The 20,204-nt window shown below is 64.1% G+C and carries 20 protein-coding genes and 1 tRNA gene; 7 read left to right on the top strand and 14 right to left on the bottom strand.

The window, feature by feature from the left end; genetic code table 11:
- Window positions 1–169 precede the first annotated feature (169 nt).
- The 5 genes from QOL79_RS17235 to QOL79_RS17215 all read right to left on the bottom strand — a co-directional run bounded on the left by QOL79_RS17235 (window position 170) and on the right by QOL79_RS17215 (window position 5,085).
- Window positions 170–1,843 (bottom strand): phage/plasmid primase, P4 family, encoded by a 1,674-nt coding sequence (locus QOL79_RS17235; RefSeq protein WP_058457235.1) that lies wholly within the window; start codon window positions 1,841–1,843, stop codon window positions 170–172.
- Between the two features lie 17 nt (window positions 1,844–1,860).
- Complete coding sequence (locus QOL79_RS17230; RefSeq protein ID WP_058457236.1) at window positions 1,861–2,751, bottom strand: hypothetical protein; 891 nt, start codon at window positions 2,749–2,751, stop codon at window positions 1,861–1,863.
- A 46-nt stretch (window positions 2,752–2,797) separates the two neighbouring features.
- Window positions 2,798–3,052, bottom strand: a complete 255-nt coding sequence (locus tag QOL79_RS17225; RefSeq protein ID WP_058457237.1) for a hypothetical protein — start codon at window positions 3,050–3,052, stop codon at window positions 2,798–2,800.
- Between the two features lie 1,055 nt (window positions 3,053–4,107).
- Window positions 4,108–4,248 carry a hypothetical protein gene (locus QOL79_RS17220; protein ID WP_156416593.1) on the bottom strand — a complete coding sequence of 47 codons (141 nt, stop codon included), beginning with the start codon at window positions 4,246–4,248 and terminating at the stop codon, window positions 4,108–4,110.
- A 177-nt stretch (window positions 4,249–4,425) separates the two neighbouring features.
- The gene (locus QOL79_RS17215) at window positions 4,426–5,085 is read right to left on the bottom strand and encodes a recombinase family protein (protein WP_058457240.1); all 660 of its coding nucleotides are present in this window, start codon (window positions 5,083–5,085) and stop codon (window positions 4,426–4,428) included.
- 424 nt (window positions 5,086–5,509) lie between these two features.
- Between QOL79_RS17215 and QOL79_RS17210 the strand changes: the two genes are divergently transcribed.
- From QOL79_RS17210 to QOL79_RS17200, 3 genes are all read left to right on the top strand, one after another.
- The gene (locus QOL79_RS17210; protein ID WP_058457241.1) at window positions 5,510–5,908 is read left to right on the top strand and encodes a hypothetical protein; all 399 of its coding nucleotides are present in this window, start codon (window positions 5,510–5,512) and stop codon (window positions 5,906–5,908) included.
- A gap of 55 nt (window positions 5,909–5,963) precedes the next feature.
- The gene (locus QOL79_RS17205; RefSeq protein WP_156416594.1) at window positions 5,964–6,224 is read left to right on the top strand and encodes a hypothetical protein; all 261 of its coding nucleotides are present in this window, start codon (window positions 5,964–5,966) and stop codon (window positions 6,222–6,224) included.
- A 117-nt stretch (window positions 6,225–6,341) separates the two neighbouring features.
- Window positions 6,342–6,417, top strand: a tRNA-Thr gene (locus QOL79_RS17200).
- 30 nt (window positions 6,418–6,447) lie between these two features.
- Here the strand turns inward: QOL79_RS17200 and QOL79_RS17195 are convergent.
- The 7 genes from QOL79_RS17195 to QOL79_RS17165 all read right to left on the bottom strand — a co-directional run bounded on the left by QOL79_RS17195 (window position 6,448) and on the right by QOL79_RS17165 (window position 15,088).
- Window positions 6,448–7,602 (bottom strand): acyl-CoA dehydrogenase family protein, encoded by a 1,155-nt coding sequence (locus QOL79_RS17195; protein WP_058457242.1) that lies wholly within the window; start codon window positions 7,600–7,602, stop codon window positions 6,448–6,450.
- A gap of 13 nt (window positions 7,603–7,615) precedes the next feature.
- Window positions 7,616–8,464, bottom strand: a complete 849-nt coding sequence (locus QOL79_RS17190) for an HTD2 family dehydratase (protein WP_283420267.1) — start codon at window positions 8,462–8,464, stop codon at window positions 7,616–7,618.
- Entirely contained in the window at window positions 8,464–10,059 is a 1,596-nt protein-coding gene (locus tag QOL79_RS17185) for an acyl-CoA dehydrogenase family protein (RefSeq protein WP_283420266.1), read from the bottom strand. The genes QOL79_RS17190 and QOL79_RS17185 overlap by 1 nt, the downstream gene beginning before the upstream one ends.
- Before the next feature lie 153 nt (window positions 10,060–10,212).
- A complete protein-coding gene (locus QOL79_RS17180) occupies window positions 10,213–11,427 on the bottom strand; it encodes an acetyl-CoA C-acetyltransferase (protein WP_283420265.1) in 1,215 nt (404 codons plus the stop codon).
- 150 nt (window positions 11,428–11,577) lie between these two features.
- The gene (locus QOL79_RS17175) at window positions 11,578–12,774 is read right to left on the bottom strand and encodes a CoA transferase (RefSeq protein WP_283420264.1); all 1,197 of its coding nucleotides are present in this window, start codon (window positions 12,772–12,774) and stop codon (window positions 11,578–11,580) included.
- 219 nt (window positions 12,775–12,993) lie between these two features.
- On the bottom strand, window positions 12,994–14,160 hold the full coding sequence (locus QOL79_RS17170; protein WP_058457247.1) for an acyl-CoA dehydrogenase family protein: 1,167 nt from the start codon (window positions 14,158–14,160) through the stop codon (window positions 12,994–12,996).
- Window positions 14,161–14,170: 10 nt separating this feature from the next.
- The gene (locus QOL79_RS17165; RefSeq protein ID WP_283420263.1) at window positions 14,171–15,088 is read right to left on the bottom strand and encodes an SDR family NAD(P)-dependent oxidoreductase; all 918 of its coding nucleotides are present in this window, start codon (window positions 15,086–15,088) and stop codon (window positions 14,171–14,173) included.
- A 106-nt stretch (window positions 15,089–15,194) separates the two neighbouring features.
- Between QOL79_RS17165 and QOL79_RS17160 the strand changes: the two genes are divergently transcribed.
- Entirely contained in the window at window positions 15,195–15,935 is a 741-nt protein-coding gene (locus tag QOL79_RS17160; RefSeq protein WP_283420262.1) for a helix-turn-helix domain-containing protein, read from the top strand.
- A 76-nt stretch (window positions 15,936–16,011) separates the two neighbouring features.
- Window positions 16,012–17,244 (top strand): NAD(P)/FAD-dependent oxidoreductase, encoded by a 1,233-nt coding sequence (locus QOL79_RS17155; RefSeq protein WP_058457250.1) that lies wholly within the window; start codon window positions 16,012–16,014, stop codon window positions 17,242–17,244.
- On the opposite strand, the gene QOL79_RS17150 is transcribed toward QOL79_RS17155, so the two are convergent.
- Complete coding sequence (locus QOL79_RS17150) at window positions 17,241–17,873, bottom strand: DUF4126 domain-containing protein (RefSeq protein ID WP_283420261.1); 633 nt, start codon at window positions 17,871–17,873, stop codon at window positions 17,241–17,243. The genes QOL79_RS17155 and QOL79_RS17150 overlap by 4 nt on opposite strands.
- Before the next feature lie 121 nt (window positions 17,874–17,994).
- Here QOL79_RS17150 and QOL79_RS17145 point away from each other — a divergent pair, with 121 nt between their 5' ends.
- The gene (locus QOL79_RS17145; protein WP_204991621.1) at window positions 17,995–18,786 is read left to right on the top strand and encodes an NUDIX hydrolase; all 792 of its coding nucleotides are present in this window, start codon (window positions 17,995–17,997) and stop codon (window positions 18,784–18,786) included.
- Between the two features lie 175 nt (window positions 18,787–18,961).
- The gene (locus tag QOL79_RS17140) at window positions 18,962–19,189 is read left to right on the top strand and encodes a hypothetical protein (RefSeq protein ID WP_058457253.1); all 228 of its coding nucleotides are present in this window, start codon (window positions 18,962–18,964) and stop codon (window positions 19,187–19,189) included.
- 149 nt (window positions 19,190–19,338) lie between these two features.
- Here QOL79_RS17140 and QOL79_RS17135 read toward each other — a convergent pair whose 3' ends face one another.
- Complete coding sequence (locus QOL79_RS17135) at window positions 19,339–20,196, bottom strand: carbon-nitrogen hydrolase family protein (protein ID WP_283420260.1); 858 nt, start codon at window positions 20,194–20,196, stop codon at window positions 19,339–19,341.
- Window positions 20,197–20,204 lie beyond the last annotated feature (8 nt).

The following is a 20,204-nucleotide window of genomic DNA, read 5'->3' as shown; positions in this document are numbered from 1 at the left end:
CGGGGGCGCGGAGCCGCTGATTCAGATTCCACCGGGAATCGGCCATAGGATCACCGAAAATGATTTCAGGGCGCGAAGGGCGCTTCAAGGCTTGTTTCCCGTAACCCTCCCTGAATTGCGTTTTCAGACAAGGTTTTGGCGAACTGCTTTAGTAGCGCCCTTCGTGCCCTCACAAATCGCCGAAACTCACATCGATTCCCAAGAGATAGCTCTTGCCGTTGCTCTTCAGCCGCCGGAACCCCCTCGTGCCCATCATGCGGACGAAGGCGGGGCGCGTCATCGGAGTCATGCCAAGCATGGCGAAGTGATTCTGGTAGGAGGCAAAAATGGTAGCGATGCTGCACCGGGCATCCGGCCTCATATCGCATTCGGTTGCCAGCCAGTCCCCGATAACGTCGGTGTCGTCGCGATACATCGCCGTTTCCTGCAAGATTGACGGCGGCACCTGAAGGCCGATCTTTTGCCAGCGCAGGCAACCGGCAATGCACCAATTCAGAATGCCGCTGCCTTCCGCCTCCAGCAATTGCCGGTCAAGGTCGCGCACCCGTTCATCCGGTGCGAACTGGCGAGCGAATGGCAACAGGATTAGCCGCCGCCACATTCCGTCCCCTGCATCGCGGATGGCAGGGCGATGATTGCCGCGAACCCAAAGCGTATGCGTCGGATAGAAATCGAACGCTTCACCATAAAGGGCACGGGTTGGGATGGCTTCGCGCGAAACGATTTCCTTGATCCGCTGATCGTTGAACGTGTCGGCCTGTCCAACTTCATTGACCAACGCCAGCCGTGCCCCAAGCAAGCGGTGCTTGAAGCGCGAAGCCTCCCCCTCGTTCTTTGTCACTGCCAGCAATTCCGAACCGACTGTAACGGCATATTCGCCAAACACCGCAGCCAGCACGTTCGCCATGACGCTTTTGCCGTTGGCCCCGGCCCCCTGCATGAACAGGAATACCTCTTCATCGACAAGCCCGGTAAGTGAATATCCGGCGAACCGCTGGAGGAAGGCAACCTGTTCCTGATCCGCCAGAATGTCAGACAGGAACGCTTCCCATCGCGGGCAGGTGGCATTCGGATCATAGGCCACGCCAACGCATTTGCTGATCCGGTGCGCGGGCGAAGGGGCCAGCCATTTGCCCGCGCGCAAATCGATGGCCCCGCCTTCGACGCCAAGCAAAAGCGGGTTGCGGTCAAAGGCTGTAGGATCAGCAACAGTCATGCCCTGTTCGGCCTTCGCCATATCGATCATGGCGGCAATGCGGGGCGCGGATCGATGGACCTTCAAGGCCTGGCCATAGTCCGCTTTGCTGCCGTCGCTTGGGTTGGCAGAGAGCTTCGCGCCAGCTTCCCGCAAGTTGGCATCTGCTACCGCTTTGGCGGCGGTCACTTCCTGCCCGGTTTCACACAGTCGCCAGATGCCATTGGCATATTCGCGCCATTTCCCGGTCGCGCGGTCATGGATCAGGCGGCCCCGATTGGCGGCGGCGAAGCGGTGGCCGTTGTCGATATCGCCAAGCGTTTCGGCATAGATGTTGGCGTCGGGGTCAATCCAGCCGTTGCGGGCGGCGGCATAGTAGATGCTCCGAACAGTGCGCCCGCCTTCGCGGCTGGCACTGGCGCTTTTCCAGACGGCGGCAAAAGCCCGTTCGTCCCAAAGATGCGGAGCTGTCATGCTCCATTCGCGGGCGATTTCTTCGGCGCAGCTCCAGCCGGTCGAATGAATGGCCAACAAGACAAGCAGCCAGTCATTGCGCGAACAATCGGCGGAAACGGTTTCCAGCGCGGATTTCAGGCGGGCAATCTCGCTATCGGTTTCGTCCAGCTCCCGTTCGTCGGGTTCCGCCACGGCTGGCTGCACGCGCTTCAGGAAGGCATCGGGTAAATGCGAAAGGAAAAGCGCACTGGAGGGGTCTGCCCCATCCTGCCAGCGATAGCGCCCGCCGCTGTGGTGACGGCTAGCTTCGCAATGCGGTCAGCGGTCGAGGGGGGCGGGACTTCTCGGGCCAGTTCCCTACATTCGGGAGGGTGGGAATTGGCCCGAAGGCTGCTTTCCGGGGGGTCGATTGTGGGACTTTCGGAGTTTCGGGCCAGTTCCCCTATACTATTACATAGTAGGTAAGAGGGGGTGTCCCCCCGCTTTTCCCGCTCCATTCCCGCGAACATGATCTGCAATGCGTCGAGGGGTATCCGCTGCCGCTTCCCGTTCATCGAAAGCCGGACACATTCGCGCCCATAATGGTTTTCGATACGGAACGTCTGGCTGCCGATCGTCAGCATATTCCCGGTGCGCGTCCCGATCCCGGCGAAGGGGATTGCCGCGGGCGCAGCGCGCGCCTTGGCGGCGGCGACGGCCTTTCGGACGGTGGACAGGCTCTTGATGGTGGAGGGGTCCAGATGCGCGCCCTGCTGGGTGAATGTTGCGGCGATCTTTTCCCGGAGGCCTTTCGATACTGCCCGGCTAAAGAAGCGGTCGGGGTCGAAGTCGCTCCCGAGCTTGGCATTGAGGCGCAGCACGTCGTCCCGATTGGTCGAGGCCAAGGCGGCGTCGCTGTTGAACCACAGGATGACTAGGGCGAGGATCGCTGCGTCATATCCCTTTGGCTTTGGCGGATAGGCCACCGGCTCACTGATAACCCGGATGCGCTTCGCTTCGGGATGCTGCGCCTTGTAAGCGTTCACCCCGTCGATACCTTGCCACTTGGCGGCGTTCCGTATCTGCTTGCGGTGATGCTCCATCCGGTCCCGCTGCGTCATCTTCGATAGGTCCGGGCCGTGGCATATGCCGTCCGGGACGAGGGGGTTATCGGATTGCACGAAAGACCTTGGGCGCGCCCTTGCGGTTAGCTTGCATGAAGTCAGCAAGTAAGGCCGGGTCGTCCATGATGTTGCCGATGACGAACAGGATCAGGCTCATATGTTCATCGTCGGACAAGAAGGGGATGCGTTCATCAGCGAAAAGTGTTTGGCCGAATATGATCGGGATAGCCCAATCGAAGAAGGTCTGGCGGTTAGCGTCGATGACAGCACGGTATTTGCAGGCCGGTACGGCGAGCATATTCTATTCTCCTATAGGTAAGGGCGGCAGTCAGCCGATGGCCGGGGTGTACCCCCAGGGATTATTGATGTCGGGATTATCGGCATTGAACCGGGCGAGCATCGCCTTGTGCTCCGACCTTGGGCCGGTGATGTTCCAATGCGCCCAATGCGGGGAGGGTCCACCGACAATGTCAAGCCGATCTAGGGCGAACCGCATAGCCTGTGCGTCCCCGGCTGGGTCGTGGTCGTCCATCTATCGAGCCGAGGGGAAGCGTTCATGCGGGTTGTCCCGGTTGAACATGGCGATCATATCCCTGTGCTGTGCGCCACGTCCGCTAATGTCGCGGAGCGCCCAATCGGGGTACGGAATGCGGAGCAGGTCCAGCATCGCACGGCAAGCAGCCATGCGCGCCCGATTGCGCCGGAAATAGTCGGCAAGGCCGGGGTCGTTCCGCAAAGCATCTAGACCAGCGGCGGAAATGGGCAGGGTGCCCGAATTAGTCATGGTGTCCTTTCGATTGTTTTCATGTGTATCAAAGCCGAGACAGCTATCCCCCGCGCTCGCCTGTGTCCGGCCCGGCTCAATCCGGGGCGCAAGCGCGCCAGCACAGACAGCGCAGACGGGGAGGCCCAAGGCGCGGCCCCTCCCTGCCGCCCACAGGAGAATGTAGGACAGCGGCAGGGAGGGGCCGACGGCCCAAGGAAAATCGCGATGCGCGTTCAACGGAAAAGCCCGCGCGTCGAGACTAAGGATTTAAGTCGGTGAGTGCGCCCGCTTGCGGCCCGGCTGACGCGGTTGCAGCGGAGCGGGGACGGGGACGCCAAGGGCTTCAAGAGCATGGCGCATCCCGGAGCGATAGGACCGCTCGCGGCCTGCGTATCGAGCGACTGCATCGGGGTCTGATAGCTTGCTGGCGTCAATGGTGATGAGCATGGGAAGTCCTCTCGCGGGTGCTGATGTTGTGTCGGTATCAGAATAGGGCAGCCGCAATAGGCCGACGCCTTGCCGGGCGCTGGGCCGCGTTCTCTATGTCAATAGTGGTATCAATCCGACTGACGCATTTCCCCCGGCCCTCAAGAGACCTTAAAGGCCACCAGCGCCGCAAAAAAGATCGGCGGAATGAGGAACGCTATCACCGTGGCGAAAGCCAGCCGGGGCGATCCCCGCTCGTTGAAGGATTTGACGATAGCCACGAGGGCAGACCAGCGTTGCACGGACTTCTCCTTATAAAGGGTCAAATCAATCCGTGCCGGGTGTCGGGGACAATTATGTCCCTAGTTTTCAAGAAAGCCAACCATGAAGAGAGGCCATTTCCACCCGTTTGTCTCGCGCCCGTGTGCCGACCCGTGGACAACTTCAAAAGGGGCGCCCCTATCCAGCCGCGCCAGCCCTCACGCGGCCAGCCGACTAAGCGCCCGATGCAGATTGGCAGGATGCCACTTGCCCCCGGCTGGCGAAGGAATGCCTTCATCGTTCAAGGCTGCGATCATCCGGCGAACGGATAGGCCGCTGTCCTTCATGGCCTGTAGGCGATCAGCAAGAGGCTCTAGGCGCTCCATTGCCGCTGCCTTGTTCGCCGCTGCCAGCGCCTTGCCGTTGGTCCCCAGCACGGTCCCCTTCGCTTTGGCCGCGGCAAGGGCTGCCTTCGTCCGCTGCGATATAATCTCGCCTTCCCGCTCCGCGAGGGCCGCATAGAGATGAAGCTGGAAGCGATCAGCGTTCGGCATGTCCGCCACGGCGAAATCAACCCCGGTCTCCATGAGGCCTGAAATGAAATGGACGTTGCGGGCAAGGCGGTCCAGCTTGGCGAGCACTAGCTTGGCCTTCGTCCGCTTCGCTTCTGTGAGCGCGGCAAGAAGCTGTGGACGCTTGGCGAGGGCATTGCTGCCTTTGCCGGTTTCAATCTCTTGGTACTCCCCGACGATATCCAGCCCCGATGCAGCGGCATAGCGCGCCACGGCTTCACGCTGGGCTTCTAGGCCAAGACCGCTGCGTCCCTGCCGGTCAGTCGATACACGGAGATAGGCAATGGCTTTGCTCGGGGTAGGCATGAAATCGCTCCTAGGCGTTCACAAGTTATCGAACGTTTATGCGTGAACAGTCAGGGATGCAAGAGGGTTTGACGCTGGGCCGCGCCCGATCATCGGCAGGGGATGAAGCCGGGCAATCGCCGGGCGCGCGCTGTATGGAGCCGGGGGCGCCCCCCACGGGGGGTAACTGCCGTGTCTATGGTCAGAGTTGCCCCCTCGCATGAGGATACCGATTTTCGATTTAGGCTAGTTGGCCATTGTTGCGTTCCCGACGGCAAAATAATACCGGCGGTGGATGTTTGAGATATTCTTACCCATGCTTCTCATCGCTTCTCCAGAGGCGCTAGGCCTTAACTCGCTTGTCGCGGAGTATCCCCAGCGCCTTTTTTGCCATGCGGATAGGTTGGCAATGATTATCGAGGCCCTAGCGGCTGGCGACCGATAGATGCCGGATACCAATTTGCTCTCCTTTTTCTTGCTAATGTTGCTGCCCGCAATTTTCCTGTCTGGCTACTTTTTCGGGCGGAGAGCGGGCAGGCGCTGGTTCATGGCTGCGTCGGCAGGAAAGGGCGAAGTCGCATCCCTAACTTACCCCGAAGTCGCATATAGGGTGCGCCGGGTTAACGCCTATTTCTTCAGTTGGATGCGGGCCGCCGAAAAATGCGAGCTTGTGAAGTACGGCAAGATACCGGACGCTGCCTTGCAGCAAAAAGCCCGTTTTATGCTGACCGCGTCTATCGCCGTTGCTGCGAGTAAACTGCACGATGAGGCACTGGCCTGCATGAGGGATCAACAGCCCGAACATGATGATACTGAATTTCGGTTTGGGGACCCCAGAATTTAAGTTGTTGGCAACCCGTCGCTCATACGCGCAACTTGTTTGTAGCTAGGAGGTCGCATTGCGTTGGTTGCTGTTGTTGTCGCCCCTGATCCTGTCCGCCTGTGGCGAACCGCGGTCAGCCGTATTGTTCCGCCAATTCCAAGTTCTCGCCAAGGGAGGGGCAACGCAGCAAGAGCTTTGCGCCAAGGCCAAAGAGGTTGCGGATGCCTATGTGGTCGAGGACAACACCGAGAGCTACGCGACTTGGCGGCAAATAGCGGACATACGTTGTGGCTGGGCTGCACTAGAAAAATGGAAGGCGGAGCAATCAGGCGGATAAGGGGGCTTGCGCTAGGTACTCCATTCGACTAGTCCACCGCCGCAACGTAGCTGACCCAAACCCACGGTTTTCCGCCAGATTTGACTTTTGGCGAAAAATCCTCTTCTGGGCACCAGTGCCGCTTTAGCTCAGTTGGTAGAGCACATCATTCGTAATGATGGGGCCACAGGTTCGAGTCCTGTAAGCGGCACCATAGCTTCCCCAAATTCTCCGCGCGTCCCGCTCAGAAGCTCTTGGGGAGTTTCAGCACATGCGTTGCGACGTGGCTCAGGATCAGGTTCGTGCTGATCGGCGCGACCTGATAGAGGCGCGTTTCGCGGAACTTGCGTTCGATGTCATATTCCTCGGCGAAGCCGAAGCCGCCGTGCGTCTGGATGCACATATCGGCGGCGTACCAGCTTGCCTCCGACGCAAGCATTTTCGCCATGTTGGCTTCGGTGCCGCAAGGCTCGCCCGCCTCGAACATCGCCGCCGCCTTGTCGACCATCGCCGCGGCCGCCGAAATCTGGACGTGCGCACGCGCGATCGGGAACTGGATGCCCTGATTCTCCCCGATGGGGCGCCCGAATACCTCGCGCTCCGAGGCGTAGGCGGCGGCGCGGTCGATAAAGAAGCGGCCGTCGCCGATGCATTCGCTGGCGATCAGGATGCGCTCGGCATTCATGCCGTCGAGAATATAGCGGAAGCCCTTGCCTTCCTCCCCGATCAGGTTTGCGGCGGGAACGCGCAGGTCGTCGAAGAAAAGCTCGGTCGTCGCATGGTTGAGCATCGTGCGGATCGGCCGGATGGTGAGGCCGTTGCCGACCGCCTCGCGCATGTCGACGAGCAGCACGCTCATTCCGTCGGACGATTTCTGGGCCTGATCGCGCGGGGTGGTACGGACGAGCAGGACCATCAGGTCGCTGTGCTCGGCGCGGCTGATCCAGATCTTCTGGCCCGAAACGATATAATCGTCGCCGTCGCGGCGCGCGAAGGTCTTGATCCGCGTCGTGTCGGTGCCGCTCGTCGGTTCGGTGACGCCGAAGGCCTGCAGGCGAAGCGCCCCGCTCGCGATGCCGGGCAGGTAGCGCGCCTTCTGCTCGGGCGAGCCGTGCTTCAGGATCGTCCCCATCGTGTACATCTGCGCGTGGCAGGCGCCGCCGTTGCAGCCCGAACGATGGATCTCCTCGAGGATCGCGGTCGCCGCCGACAGGCCGAGCCCGGCGCCGCCATATTCTTCGGGCACGAGCACCGACAGGAAACCCGCTTCGGTCAGGGTACGGACGAAGTCGGTCGGATAGATGCGATCGCGGTCGAGCGCCTGCCAATAGCTGCCGGGGAATTCGGCGCACAGGCGGCGAACGGATTCGCGAATTTCGGGGTGCAATGGTTCGGACATCGATATTTCTCTTTCAGTTGGCCGTCGCCGCCATCACCTGTCGGCGATCGGCGGCAAAAGCGGCGAGGGCGATGGTGTCGTCGTCGCGACGAAGGACGAGATGGAGCGGATCACCGCAGATCGCGGGGGACAGGCCGCGGAAGGCGAAGCGTTGGAGCATGTTGTCCCCGAGATGTAGCGCCGCAAGGTCGAGCAGGAGCGTCGCGGTGAGTGGGCCGTGGACGACGAGGCCGCGGTAGCCCTCTTCGTGGGTCGCATAGGGCAGGTCATAATGAATGCGGTGGCTGTTGAAGGTCAGCGCCGAGTAACGGAACAGCAGCGCTTCGGACGGGACGAGCATCCGGTGCGCTTCCCAGCCCGATGCGTCGAACTTGCCCTCGCCGGGCGGGGGAGGGGCAGCGGGAGCGCCGGCGGGCGCGGGCTCGCGGAAGACGATCGACTGGATTTCGCGCACCGCGAGGGCGCCGTCCCCACGGGTTTCGTGAGCAATTTCGGCGAAGACGAGCTTGCCCGTGCCGCCCTGCTTTTCGGTGATCGAGGCGACGCGCGAACTGCGCATGATCGACTGGCGGGGGCGCAAGGGCGCGAGGAATTCGACCTTGCTCGCCGCCCACATGCGGCGCGGCAGGGGGATGGGGGGCAGGAAGCTGTCGTCGCTGTCCTCGCGCACCGGATGGCCGTCGGCGCCGAGGGTCGCGGTCGGCGCGTCGGGCAGGCAAAGGCACCAGTGATACGCCTGCGGGACGCTGCCGTCGGCGGGCGCGCTACGGTCGAGCGTCGCTAGCCAGCGCGCGACCGCGGCGGGATCGATATGATCGTGGCGGACATCCTCGCGGCCGATCCAGGCCTGCCAGTCGCTCATCAATTGCGTCCTCCGGTCAGTCCGCGCGCGATCACCTGCGCCTGAATCTCGGCTGCGCCCTCGAAGATGTTGAGGATGCGCGCGTCGCAGAGGATACGGCTGATCTCATACTCAAGGGCATAGCCGTTGCCGCCATGGATCTGCAGCGCGGCATCGGCGTTCGACCAGGCGGCGCGCGCGCCGAGCAGCTTCGCCATGCCCGCCTCGATATCGCAGCGCTTGCCCGAATCCTTCGCGCGCGCGGCTGCGTAGCTCAGCTCGCGCGCGGTTATGAAATCGACGAGGCTCATAGCGAGCTTGTCGGCGACGCGCGGGAAATGGATGATCGCCTTGCCGAACTGCTTGCGGGTCAGTGCATAGTCGAGCCCGAGTTCGAGCGCGCGGCGCGCGACGCCGACGGCGCGCGCGGCGGTCTGGATGCGGGCGCCCTCGAAGGTGCGCATCAGCTGCTTGAAGCCTTGCCCCTCCTCGCCGCCGAGCAGCGCGTCGGCGGGTGCCGTAAGCCCCTCGAACTGCAGCGCATATTCGCGCATCCCGCGATAGCCGAGTACCTCGATCTCGCTGCCGGTCATCCCGGCTGCAGGAAAGGGATCGCTCTCGGTCCCGCGCGGCTTGGGGACGAGCAGCATCGACAGGCCGGCATAGCCCTTCGCATCGGGCAGGGTGCGGGCGAGCAGGGTCATCAGGTCCGAGCGCGCGGCGTGGGTGATCCAGGTCTTCGCGCCGTCGATGATCCAGCGGTCGCCCTCGCGACGCGCCTTGGTTTGCAGCGCGCCGAGGTCGGAGCCGACGTCGGGTTCGGTGAACACCGCCGTCGGCAGGATCTCGCCGCTGGCGATCCGCGGCAGCCATTCGGTCTTTTGCGCGTCGGTGCCGCCCATCGCGATCAATTCGCCCGCAATCTCCGACCGCGTGCCGAGCGACCCGGCGCCGATCCAGCCGCGCGACAGCTCTTCGGTGACGATGCACATGACGAGCTTGCCGAGGCCGAGCCCGCCATATTCCTCGGGAATACAGACACCAAAGGTGCCTAGCTCAGCCATCGCCTGCACCGTTGCATCGGGGACCAGGTCGTTCGCGAGGTGCCAAGCGTGGGCGTGCGGGACGATCGCGGCGTCGGTGAAGCGGCGATATTGTTCGCGGATCGCGTCGAGGTCGGCGTCGTGGAGCGTCTCGCTCGGCCAATGGCCTTCGGCGAGCGCGGCGGCGACGCTGGCGCGGGTCGTGGCGTGGTCGGTATTCAGCAGGTCGGCGCAGGCGTCGGCAAGCGTGCGGGCTGCGGCGGTGAGGCCGAGGTCGGCGGGGCGGAAGATTTCGTTCTGCCCCATCGGCAGGCCGCCGGTCAGCTGGCCGATGCTTTCGGCGAAAGCGAGGGCGGCGATTTTGTCGTCGAGGGGATTGGAGTTCTGGCCGGACTCGTACCACGCGAGCGTTGCTTCGAGCGCAGCAACGGTGGTCGCGACCCATGCGAAGCCGTGCGCGGCGCGTTGTTCGCTGTCGATCGGCCTTGCAGTCAGTCGCTCGGCAAGCGCAGCCTGCGCTGCGCCGCGATAGGCCTGCGCTGCGATCAGAGCGCCGTTCAGATCCGCACGCATCGTCAGAGCCTGCCTCCTATTCCTTCGTCACCCCGGACTTGATCCGGGGTCCATGCCATCGGCGGCGCAATGGACCCCGGATCAAGTCCGGGGTGACGAGGAAGAAGGGCTTGTTCCAATTTGATCGCCTGTTCCTTGCCCATTCACACCTGCTCAGGCGGCGCGCTCGAAGATCGCGGCGATGCCCTGACCACCGCCGATGCACATGGTTTCAAGGCCGTAGCGGCCGTCCCTGCGGACGAGTTCGCGCGTCAGGTTGGCGAGGATGCGGCCGCCCGTCGCACCGATCGGGTGGCCGAGCGAGATGCCCGAGCCGTTGACGTTGAGGATTTCGTTCCGGCTGTCGTCGTCGCTCCAGCCCCAACCCTTGAGCACCGCGAGCACTTGCGGCGCGAAGGCTTCGTTGAGTTCGACGAGGTCGATGTCGCCCCAGCCGAGGCCGTTGCGCGCGAAGAGGCGTTCGACTGCGGGGACGGGGCCGATGCCCATGCGGCTGGGGTCGCAACCCGCGGCGGCCGAGCTGTGGTACCAGGCAATGGGGGTCAGGCCGAGTTCGTCGAGCTTGTCCTCGGCGACGACGAGGCACGCGGCAGCGGCGTCGTTCTGCTGGCTCGCGTTGCCTGCGGTGACGACGCCGCCTTCGAGTGCCTTGAGCTTGCCGAGCGATTCGAGCGTCGCGTCGGCGCGGTAGCCCTCGTCATGCGCGAAGACGACGGGGTCGCCCTTCTTCTGCGGGACCGAGACGGGGACGAGTTCGTCGTCGAACAGGCCCTTCGCCCAGGCGGCGGCAGCGCGCTGGTGGCTGCGGACGGCATAGGCGTCGCATGCTTCGCGGCTGATGCCATAGTCCTTGGCGAGATTTTCGGCGGTCTCGATCATGCCGGTGATGACGCCGAAGCGCTCGACCGGCTGCGACATGACGCGGCCGCGCGTCAGCCGGTCATGGAGGGTGAGGTTGCCCGCGCGAATGCCCTTGCGGACGTCGGTCGTATAATGTTCGACGTTCGACATCGATTCGACGCCGCCCGCGACGACGACGTCGGACATGCCGGTCTGGACCATCATCGCGGCGTTGACGACCGCCTGAAGACCCGAGCCGCAGCGGCGATCGAGCTGGTAACCGGGCACCTCGAGCGGCAGGCCCGCGGCGAGCCACGACCAGTGGCCGATCGCGGGGGCTTCGGCATTGCCGTAGCCTTGCGAAAAGACGACGTCGTCGACGCGCGTGGGATCGATCTTCGTGCGCTCGATCAGCGCCTTCAGGATAACGGCGCCGAGATCGCCGGCGGTGATCGACGAGAGCGAGCCGCCGAACTTGCCGACGGCGGTGCGGATCGGGGCGACGATGGCGGCGCGGCGAAGGGTCATTTGGGGTCTCCGGTTTGGGCGATTAGTTCGGGGATTGGGTTGCGTTTAGCCCCTTCGTCACCCCGGACTTGATCCGGGGTCCAGCTCAGACAGGTTGGAAGGCTGGACCCCGGATCAAGTCCGGGGTGACGAGGAAGGGGAGATGCGAGGTCAGCCGACACCGACAATCCCCGCATCGATCAGGTGGGCGATTTCGCCCGAGGACAGCGAAAGGCGCGAGGACAGTATTTCTTCGCTGTGCTGGCCGTTGAGGGGCGCAGGGCGCGGGGGCTCGCGGTCCGCCTGCGGGATGGTGGCGAAGGCGCCCGCGGCGGGATAGACGAAGCCGCTGGGGTTCGGCGCTGCGCCGAAAATAGGGTTATTCGCCACGAGCGCCGGGTCGTTCGCGGCGTCGTGCATCGTGCGATACGGCGAATGGACGATCCCGCCGGCGTCGAAGGCGGCGGCGAGGTCGGCGTGGTCGCGCGCGGCGATGGCTTGCTCGAACAACGGATAGAGCGCGTCGCGATGGTCGAAGCGGAGGCCATCGTCCCTGGCGAAGGACACGCCGCGCGCGCTTTCGATGCTCGCGATGGCATCGCCGAGGTTCAGCGCCGCCACCAAATTGGCCCACTGGCGCGGGGTGACGACGACGATCATCGTCCGCGCGCCGTCGCGGGTCACGAAGTCGCGGCCGAAGAGGCCATAGACCGCATTGCCGAGCCGCGGGCGATTCTCGCCCGAGTAAAGGACTTCGGCGATACCCCCGAGATTGGCGACGGTGCCAATCGCGACATCGGACAAGGGGATGCGCACCTCGCCGCCCTCTCCGCTGACACTCCGCCGCTGGATCGCCGCGAGCAATGCGAAGGCGGCGTAGGCGCCGGTGAGCAGATCCCAAGCGGGCAGCACATGGTTGACCGGTTCGGGCCCGGCGCCGGTGAGCATCGGATAGCCGACGCTGTTGTTCACGGTGTAGTCGAGCGCGGGCGAGCCGTCGGCCCAGCCCATCACACGGACGGTGATCAGATCGGGGCGGCCCTCGGCGAGCTTGGCGTGCGAGAGGAAGCCGTCGACCGGGAAGTTGGTGATGAACTGGCCCGTCGCGCGGACCAGCTCCTGTAACAATTTGCGCCCCTCGGGCCGGGAAAGATCGAGCGCGACCGACTTTTTCGCGCGGTTGAGGTTTTCCCAATAGAGCGAGTTATTCTCTGCGGTGACCGGCCAGCGACGGAAATCGGGGCCGCCGCCGATCTGGTCGACGCGGATCACCTCGGCGCCGAACTGCGCGCAATAGAGCCCGGCCGTGGGCGAGGCGACGAAGGAGGAGGCTTCGATGACCGAGAGGCCGGAGAGGAGGTTATACATGGACCGGGCCCACCCCCCCTGTGTTCCCCCGCGAAGGCGGGGGTCCATCACCCGAGCTATCGTCTTGCCATCGCCGTCCGCCACATAACGCGAGGGCAGGTGATGGACCAGTATCGGGTTGAACTTGCCCCGCATGTTCAAGGATCGTCCGGGGGACGATCCGACCCGACACTCCTTCGCGGGGGAACACGCTGGAAAGGGATTGGGAGAAAATCACCTTCAAGCCGCCGCGAACTCGCGCAGCATATGCTTGGCGATCTGGAGCTGCAGGATCTGCGTCGTGCCTTCGTAGATGCGATAGATGCGCGCATCGCGGAAGAAGCGTTCGGCGTCATATTCGGCGAGATAGCCGGCGCCGCCATAGACCTGCACGCAGGCGTCGACGACGCGGCCGCACATTTCGCTCGCGAAGACCTTGAACGCCGCGGCCTTGCGCAGGACATTCTCGCCCGCGTCGGCGCGGCGCGTGACATCCTCCATCATGCATTCGGCGGCGTAGATGTCGATCTCGCTCTGCGCGAGCATTTGCTGGATCAGCTGGAAGTTGGCGATCGGTTCGCCGAACGCCTTGCGCTCGGTCGCGTAGCGTACCGCGCTGTCGAGCGCGCGGCGGGCGTAGGCGGTCGCCGCGGCGCCGACCGACATGCGGCCGTTGTCGAGGCTCATCATCGCATAGGCGAAGCCCTTGCCGAGCTCGCCGCCGAGCAGCGCCTCGCCGCCGACGCGGACATCGTCCATCACGACGTCGGCAATATGACTGCCCGACTGGCCCATCTTCTTGTCCGACTTGCCGATCGTGATGCCGGGGACGTCGAAGGGCACGACGAAGGCCGAGACATGCGCGTTCTTCGGCAGATTCTCCTTGCTCGTCCGCGCCATGATCAGGCCGACTTTGGCGAAGGGCGAGTTGGTGATGTAGCGTTTGGTGCCGTTGAGGACCCAGCCGTTGTCGGTCTGCGTCGCGGTGGTCTGGAGCCCCGCCGAATCCGACCCCGATCCGGGTTCGGTCAGCCCGAAGCAGGCGATTTCGCCGGCGGCGACGCGCGGCAGCCATTCGGCCTTCTGCGCTTCGGTGCCGCCATTTTTCAGCGCCGAGGCGAACATGCCGATATTGATCGAGATGATCGAGCGGAACGCCGGCATTGCATAGCTGATCGTGTGGATCGTCTTGATATACTGGCTGACGTTCATTCCCGCGCCGCCATATTCTTCGGGAATCGTCAGGCCGAACAGGCCCATGTCGCGCATTTCGGCGAGGATGTCGTCGGGGATCGCGTCGCTCTCGACGATCTCCTTTTCGGCGGGGAGAAGGCGCTCGCGCACATAGCGCTGAAGCTGTTCGATGAACTGGTCGAAAACATCCGCGTCCATGCCGGGGTTGCTCATGGGCTTTTCCTCAGATCGGGTCGTAGGGGAAGACATGCGCCGAAACCTCGTCGGCGCGTGCAAAGGAGGGGCGGAAGGCCGGGATCAGCTCGTTGGCAATCGCTTCGGCGGTCCAGCCTTCGAGCTTCGCCATCGATCGCACGGGACGCGGTTTCGAAAAGAGCGTGATCTCGTTCTTGCGCACGCTGAATATCTGGTTCGTCACATCTTTCGACAGGTCCGATGCGAGGTAGGCGACGAGCGGAGCGATCTTGTCGGCCGACATTTCCTGGATGCGCTTGACGCGCTCCTGCTCGGCGGGGGTCGTCGCGGGGATCGAGGCGGTCATGCGGCTCCACGCGAAGGGGGCGATGCAGTTGGAGCGCACGCCGGCGCGCGCCATGTCGAGCGCGATCGATTGCGACAGCGCGACGACGCCGAGCTTGGCGGCAGAATAGTTCGCCTGCCCGATGTTGCCAATGAGGCCGCTGGTCGAGGTGAAATGGATGAAGCTGCCCGACTGCTGTTCGCGGAAATAGGGCGTCGCGGCCTTCGAGACGTTGAAGACGCCGGTGAGGTTCACCTCGATAACGCTCTTCCAGTCCTCATAGCTCATCTTGTGCCAGATGGTGTCGCGGAGAATCCCGGCGTTGTTCACCACGGCGTCGATGCGGCCGAACTTTGCGACCGCATCCTCGATGATGCCGGCGGCTTCCTTGGGGTCGGCGACATTGCCGAAGTTGGCGGCGGCCCTGCCGCCTGCGGCGACGATGTCGTTCGCGGTCGTCTCGGCCGGAGCCGCGTCGCCGCCGTCCCCGGTCTGCGCGACACCCGGATCGTTGACGATGACCGCCGCGCCTTGCGCCGCGCAGTGGAGCGCGAGTTCGCGGCCGATACCGCGCCCGGCGCCTGTTATCGCAACGACCTTTCCGTCGAGGCATCCGCTCATCGCCGCTCTCCCGTTCGATTCGTGTTGGTAGCGCGATATGCCGCCCTTCGCATCATTTCAACATTGAGAATTGATTTTTCATCACGTTGAAAATATTTCAGCGAAGATGACCGGCCCCGTACGCTCTGTTTCGCAAGCCTTCGCGATCCTCCGCCTGCTCGGCGAGGCCGGAGCGCTGACACTGTCCGATATCGGCCGGAGCGTCAGCCTGAGCCCGTCGAGCTGCCTCAATCTCTTGAAAACGCTCGTCGCGGAGGGTGCGATCGAGCGGGAGATGGCGGGCAAACGCTATCGCCTGACCGCGCCGTGGCAGGCCGCCGAGGCGCTACGCGACAGCGCGGGCACGCGGCTTGTCGACCGGGCGCTGCCGCGCATGGCGGCGTTCGCGCAAGCAACCGAAGCCGCGGTCGGCCTCTGGAAGATCGTGTCGCGCGACCGGATGCAGCTCGCGGTGCGTGCCGAGAGCGATGCGGGGATGCGACTCAGCCTCGCCGACGACCAGCGCCAGCCGCTCGGCAGCGGCGCGGCGGGACGAGCGATCGCGGCGGTGCAGGGCGTGGGCGAAGGCGAGCTGGCGCGCCGCTATGCGCCGGTCCGCTGGCAGGCCGACCTCCCGTTCGAAACCTATGTGCGGCAGGTCCACGAAGCGGCGGCGCGCGGCTATGCGATCGATCAGGGCTATACGCATCGCGGGGTGTGGACCGTGGCGGCGGGGACGACGGGCATAGCGCCCGGCTTTTGCCTGTCGGCGTCGGTCGTTGCGGGGTCGCAAAGCGATACCGAAATCGCGGCGCTAGGGGCAAAGCTGATCCTGCTGCGCGACGAGCTGATCCTGCAAGCCGCATAGCCATTGTTTCTTGTACGGCTCTGCCGTGCATGTCAGGGACGCGCGTAAATTGGGCGCATGCCGTAGCGGAGGGATTATGAAATTCGACGTGGTGATCGTGGGGGCCGGACACGGCGGCGCGCAGGTGGCGGTGATGCTGCGCACGCAGAAGTTCGAGGGCAGCATCGCGATCATCGGCGACGAACCCGAGCTGCCCTATGAGCGCCCGCCGCTGTCCAAGGAATATTTCGCGGGCGAGAAGGAATTCGAACGCATCCAGCTTCGCCCCGCCAAATATTGGGACGAACGCGAAGTGACGATGCTGCTCGGCAAGCGTGTCGTTTCGGTCGATCCGTCGGCGCACACGGTGACGACGGACGGTGGCGAGACGATCGGTTATGGCAAGCTTGTCTGGGCGACCGGCGGCAGCCCGCGGATGTTGCCGATCCCCGGCGGCGACCTGCCGGGCGTGCAGGGGGTGCGGACCAAGGCCGATGCCGATGCGATGAAGGCGGCGTCGGAAACAGCAGAGCAGATCGTGGTGATCGGCGGCGGCTATATCGGGCTCGAGGCGGCCGCTGTGCTGACCAAGGCGGGTAAGAAGGTCGTGCTTCTGGAAGCGCTCGACCGCGTCCTCGCGCGTGTCGCGGGTGCCGAGCTCTCACGCTTCTACGAGAAGGAACACCGCGACCATGGCGTCGACCTGCGGCTCGGCGTCTGCGTCGATGCGATCGAGGGCGATACGCATGTCACGGGAGTCCGGCTCGCCGACGGCGAGGTCATCCCCGCCGACCTGGTTATCGTCGGTATCGGCATCGTACCCGCGGTCGGACCGTTAATCGCGGCGGGCGCCGAGGGCGCGAGCGGTAGCGGGGGCGTGCTCGTCGACCGGCTCTGCAAGACGAGCCTGCCCGACATCTATGCGATCGGCGACTGCGCGGCGCATGTGAACGATTTTGCCGAAGGCGCGACGATCCGGCTGGAATCGGTCCAGAATGCCAATGACCAGGCGAATGTCGTCGCGAAGGGCATCGTTGGCGACGAGGCGCCCTATCATGCGATCCCGTGGTTCTGGTCGAACCAGTATGACCTCAAACTCCAGACCGCAGGCCTGTCGACCGGGCACGATCGGGCCGTGCTGCGCGGCGATCCGGCGACGCGCAGCTTCTCGATCGTCTATTTGAAGGCCGGCAAGGTCATCGCCCTCGACTGCGTCAATGCGACCAAGGACTATGTCCAGGGCCGGATGATCGTCACCGCCGGTCTTCACGCCACTCCTGAGCAGCTCGCCGACAGCGAAAAGCCGCTCAAGGAATTGCTGCCCTCCTAAAGCGGGGGCAGGGCGGACTCTGCCGGCTCGTCGCCGAGAGCGCGTTTGAGCGTCGCCTTGATCTTGCGGAGCAGGCGGCGCAGCACGATGATCACGATCACCGCAGCGACCAGCAGCAGGATCGCGATCACGATCGCGAGCGGCGGATAGGCGATTGCGAGCGCGAGGAGGCCGGTCGTCGCGACATCCTCCCCGGTCGAGACTGCGGCATTGCTGAAGGGTTCGGGACTGACGTTGACCACCGCGCGCGTCGTCGCCTTGGCGCCGTGGCTGAGCAGCGCGCCGCCGCCGCCGAGCAGGAAGGCGACGACCTGCCAGGCCGGGTCCGAGCTGTCGACGAGCGCCAGCGCGAGCAGCGCACCGCCCAGCGGGCGGACGATGCTGTGGATCGTGTCCCACGCGGTGTCGACCCACGCGACCTTGTCGGCGAGGAATTCGGCGAGTGTCCCGACGCCCGCGATGCCGAACACCCACGGGTTCGCGAGGATCTGCAGCGCCTTCAGATGCTCGGGCAGCGGCAGCCAGCCGAAGTGCATGGCGATCCCGGTCGCGAAAATGGTGAGGTAGAGGCGCCAGCCCGCGAGCAGGCTCAGGCTACCGGCGACACCCAAAATCTCCAATATTCCCATGGCCCTGCTCCCACATCGGCCGGTGCGGATGCGCCGCATCTTGCACGCGGGGAGGGCTCCTCGCAATGGCCTGTCGGTGTCACCAGATGACAAGGCGGCCCGGCACGTTTATCGATTCGGCATGACCGGAATCGCTTCATCATTCGCTCCCGCGCTCCCCGAAGGCGCCATTCCCGCCGCCACGCTCGTGATCATGCGCCCGTCGGCGGGCGGCGGACCCGACGAAATCCTGATGGTCAAGCGATCGAGCAACATGGCCTTTGCGGCGGGTGCGGTGGTGTTTCCCGGCGGTCGTATCGATCCCGACGATTTCACCGTCGCGCAGCGGCACGGATTTGCCGAAGGCGATGCCGATGGCGCCGCGCGGGTCGCCGCGCTCCGCGAAACACTGGAGGAAACGGGGCTTGCGGTCGGCTGGCCGTCGCTTTCCGAGCACGATTCATCGGATGTTCGGAGGGCTCTGCTGGGCGGCGAACTGCTCTCGGACATCCTCGCCGCACGGAACGATCGGGTCGCGCTCGACGCGTTGGTGCCGTTTGCGCGCTGGTGCCCCAATTTCAAGGAAGCGCGAACCTTCGACACGCGCTTTTATGCGGTTTCCGCGCCGCCACACGGCCATGAGCTGACGGTGGAAGAGGCCGAGCACAGCCACATCTTCTGGGCCAGCGCGAAAGGCACGCTGGCGATGGCCGATGCAGGCGAGATTTCGATCATTTTCCCGACCCGCAGGAACCTCGAACGCCTGTCACAAGCCAATGATTTTGAAGAGTTTTCGTTGCATGCCGGGCAGTTCCCGGTCGAGCTGGTAACGCCCTGGATCGAGGAGCGTGACGGCCGCCCCTATCTGTGCATTCCCGACCATCTGGGATACCCCGTGACGAGGGAGGCTTTCGACCGCGTCAGGCGGGGGTAATTTGCCACCAATTTGGTGTTTTTTTACTGATTTAGCAAATTCCTAACATTTGTTGGGCACTGGCAAAACGTCGTTGCAATCGCTGGCGACAATGCATAGAAGAACGATGCTGAATCAGGGTGGCTAGGTCCGCTGTGATTCGAGAATACTAGTTTTCCAGTGGACGGAGAATAAGATGAACCTGCTCAAGAAGGCTGCGATCTCCCTCGCAGCAACGTCGATGATCGCGGCACCGGTTGCTGCTTCGGCTGCCCCGGCGGCTCGTGCGACCACCGATCTCGGTGGCGAAAGCGAACTCGAAGGCAGCACCAGCTGGATCATCGCGATCGTTGCTCTGGCTGCTATCGTTGGTGGCATCATCATCGCGTCGGACAACAACGACGACGCGCCGACCAGCCCGTAATAAGGCTGTTTCGACAGTTACCGAAGGGCCCCGGACCATGGTCCGGGGCCCTTTGTGTTTTTGGGCGATATAAATTCCGGTTAAGTGCGGGCCGCAATCGGGGGTTCGCTTCTTGTGGCTGGCAGACTCGGCGCCTGTCTTGCCTTTGCCTATAGGGTAATCGAGCGAACCGTCCGCGACCGCGCGAGCGGGATCGCCTGACGGGCTTTCGTGACTGCCTCTGCGTCGATTTCGACCGCAATCAGGTCGAAGCCCTGGTCGCCAGCGCCGCTTTTCGCCGCTGCCTCCCCCAGAACGACGCCCCAGGGATCGACCGCCAGGCTGTGGCCATAGGTCGCGCGGCCGTCGGCGTGGACGCCGCATTGCGCCGCGGCGATGACGTGACAGCCGGTCTCGATCGCACGCGCGCGAACGAGCGTATGCCAGTGCGCCTCGCCGGTGGGCACCGTGAAGGCGGCGGGAATGGCGATCACCTCCGCCCCGCCATCGACGAGCGCGCGATAGAGTTCGGGGAAGCGCAAATCATAGCAGATGCTGAGGCCCAAACGGCCGATTGGCGTGTCGACGAGCGCGATCGCTTCGCCGCCGGCGTAGGCGGCCGATTCAGTCCATTTCTCGCCCGTCGGCAGGTCGACGTCGAACATGTGGATCTTGTCGTAGCGCGCGCGGATCCTGCCGTCGGCACCAATCACATGGCTGCGGTTGACGCGCTTGCTGCCATCGTCGGACAGCAGCGGCATCGACCCCGAGTGCAGCCATACGCCATGGCGCCGCGCCATGTCCTGCAATGCAGCCGGCCAGGGACTGTCGGCTTCGCGGACGATATGCGCCGCCGACCGCTGACGATCGCGATCGAGCAGCAGCGACATTTCGGGAAGGAAGGCGATCGCCGCGCCATGTTTCGCGGCCTCGCCCAAAGCGCGGTCGATCGCCCGCAGATTAACGTCGGGGTCGATGCCGCTCGTCATCTGCACGATCGCGGCGAGAGGGGGGAGCTTGGCGTCCATCGCGTCTG

Source organism: Sphingopyxis sp. Geo48 (assembly GCF_949769155.1).
Classification (GTDB): Bacteria; Pseudomonadota; Alphaproteobacteria; order Sphingomonadales; family Sphingomonadaceae; genus Sphingopyxis.
This window is presented reverse-complemented; position numbering and strand designations above follow the sequence as displayed.

Coding starts and splice junctions, on each gene's coding strand:
- QOL79_RS17155 (WP_058457250.1), top strand. CDS start 16,012: ATGAAATTCGACGTGGTGATCGTGGGGGCCGGACACGGCGGCGCGCAG.
- QOL79_RS17215 (WP_058457240.1), bottom strand. CDS start 5,085: ATGCCTACCCCGAGCAAAGCCATTGCCTATCTCCGTGTATCGACTGAC.
- QOL79_RS17185 (WP_283420266.1), bottom strand. CDS start 10,059: ATGCGTGCGGATCTGAACGGCGCTCTGATCGCAGCGCAGGCCTATCGC.
- QOL79_RS17145 (WP_204991621.1), top strand. CDS start 17,995: ATGACCGGAATCGCTTCATCATTCGCTCCCGCGCTCCCCGAAGGCGCC.
- QOL79_RS17150 (WP_283420261.1), bottom strand. CDS start 17,873: ATGGGAATATTGGAGATTTTGGGTGTCGCCGGTAGCCTGAGCCTGCTC.
- QOL79_RS17160 (WP_283420262.1), top strand. CDS start 15,195: ATGACCGGCCCCGTACGCTCTGTTTCGCAAGCCTTCGCGATCCTCCGC.
- QOL79_RS17190 (WP_283420267.1), bottom strand. CDS start 8,464: ATGAGCGACTGGCAGGCCTGGATCGGCCGCGAGGATGTCCGCCACGAT.
- QOL79_RS17175 (WP_283420264.1), bottom strand. CDS start 12,774: ATGTATAACCTCCTCTCCGGCCTCTCGGTCATCGAAGCCTCCTCCTTC.
- QOL79_RS17230 (WP_058457236.1), bottom strand. CDS start 2,751: ATGACGCAGCGGGACCGGATGGAGCATCACCGCAAGCAGATACGGAAC.
- QOL79_RS17210 (WP_058457241.1), top strand. CDS start 5,510: ATGCCGGATACCAATTTGCTCTCCTTTTTCTTGCTAATGTTGCTGCCC.
- QOL79_RS17140 (WP_058457253.1), top strand. CDS start 18,962: ATGAACCTGCTCAAGAAGGCTGCGATCTCCCTCGCAGCAACGTCGATG.
- QOL79_RS17195 (WP_058457242.1), bottom strand. CDS start 7,602: ATGTCCGAACCATTGCACCCCGAAATTCGCGAATCCGTTCGCCGCCTG.
- QOL79_RS17225 (WP_058457237.1), bottom strand. CDS start 3,052: ATGCTCGCCGTACCGGCCTGCAAATACCGTGCTGTCATCGACGCTAAC.
- QOL79_RS17170 (WP_058457247.1), bottom strand. CDS start 14,160: ATGAGCAACCCCGGCATGGACGCGGATGTTTTCGACCAGTTCATCGAA.
- QOL79_RS17165 (WP_283420263.1), bottom strand. CDS start 15,088: ATGAGCGGATGCCTCGACGGAAAGGTCGTTGCGATAACAGGCGCCGGG.
- QOL79_RS17180 (WP_283420265.1), bottom strand. CDS start 11,427: ATGACCCTTCGCCGCGCCGCCATCGTCGCCCCGATCCGCACCGCCGTC.
- QOL79_RS17135 (WP_283420260.1), bottom strand. CDS start 20,196: ATGGACGCCAAGCTCCCCCCTCTCGCCGCGATCGTGCAGATGACGAGC.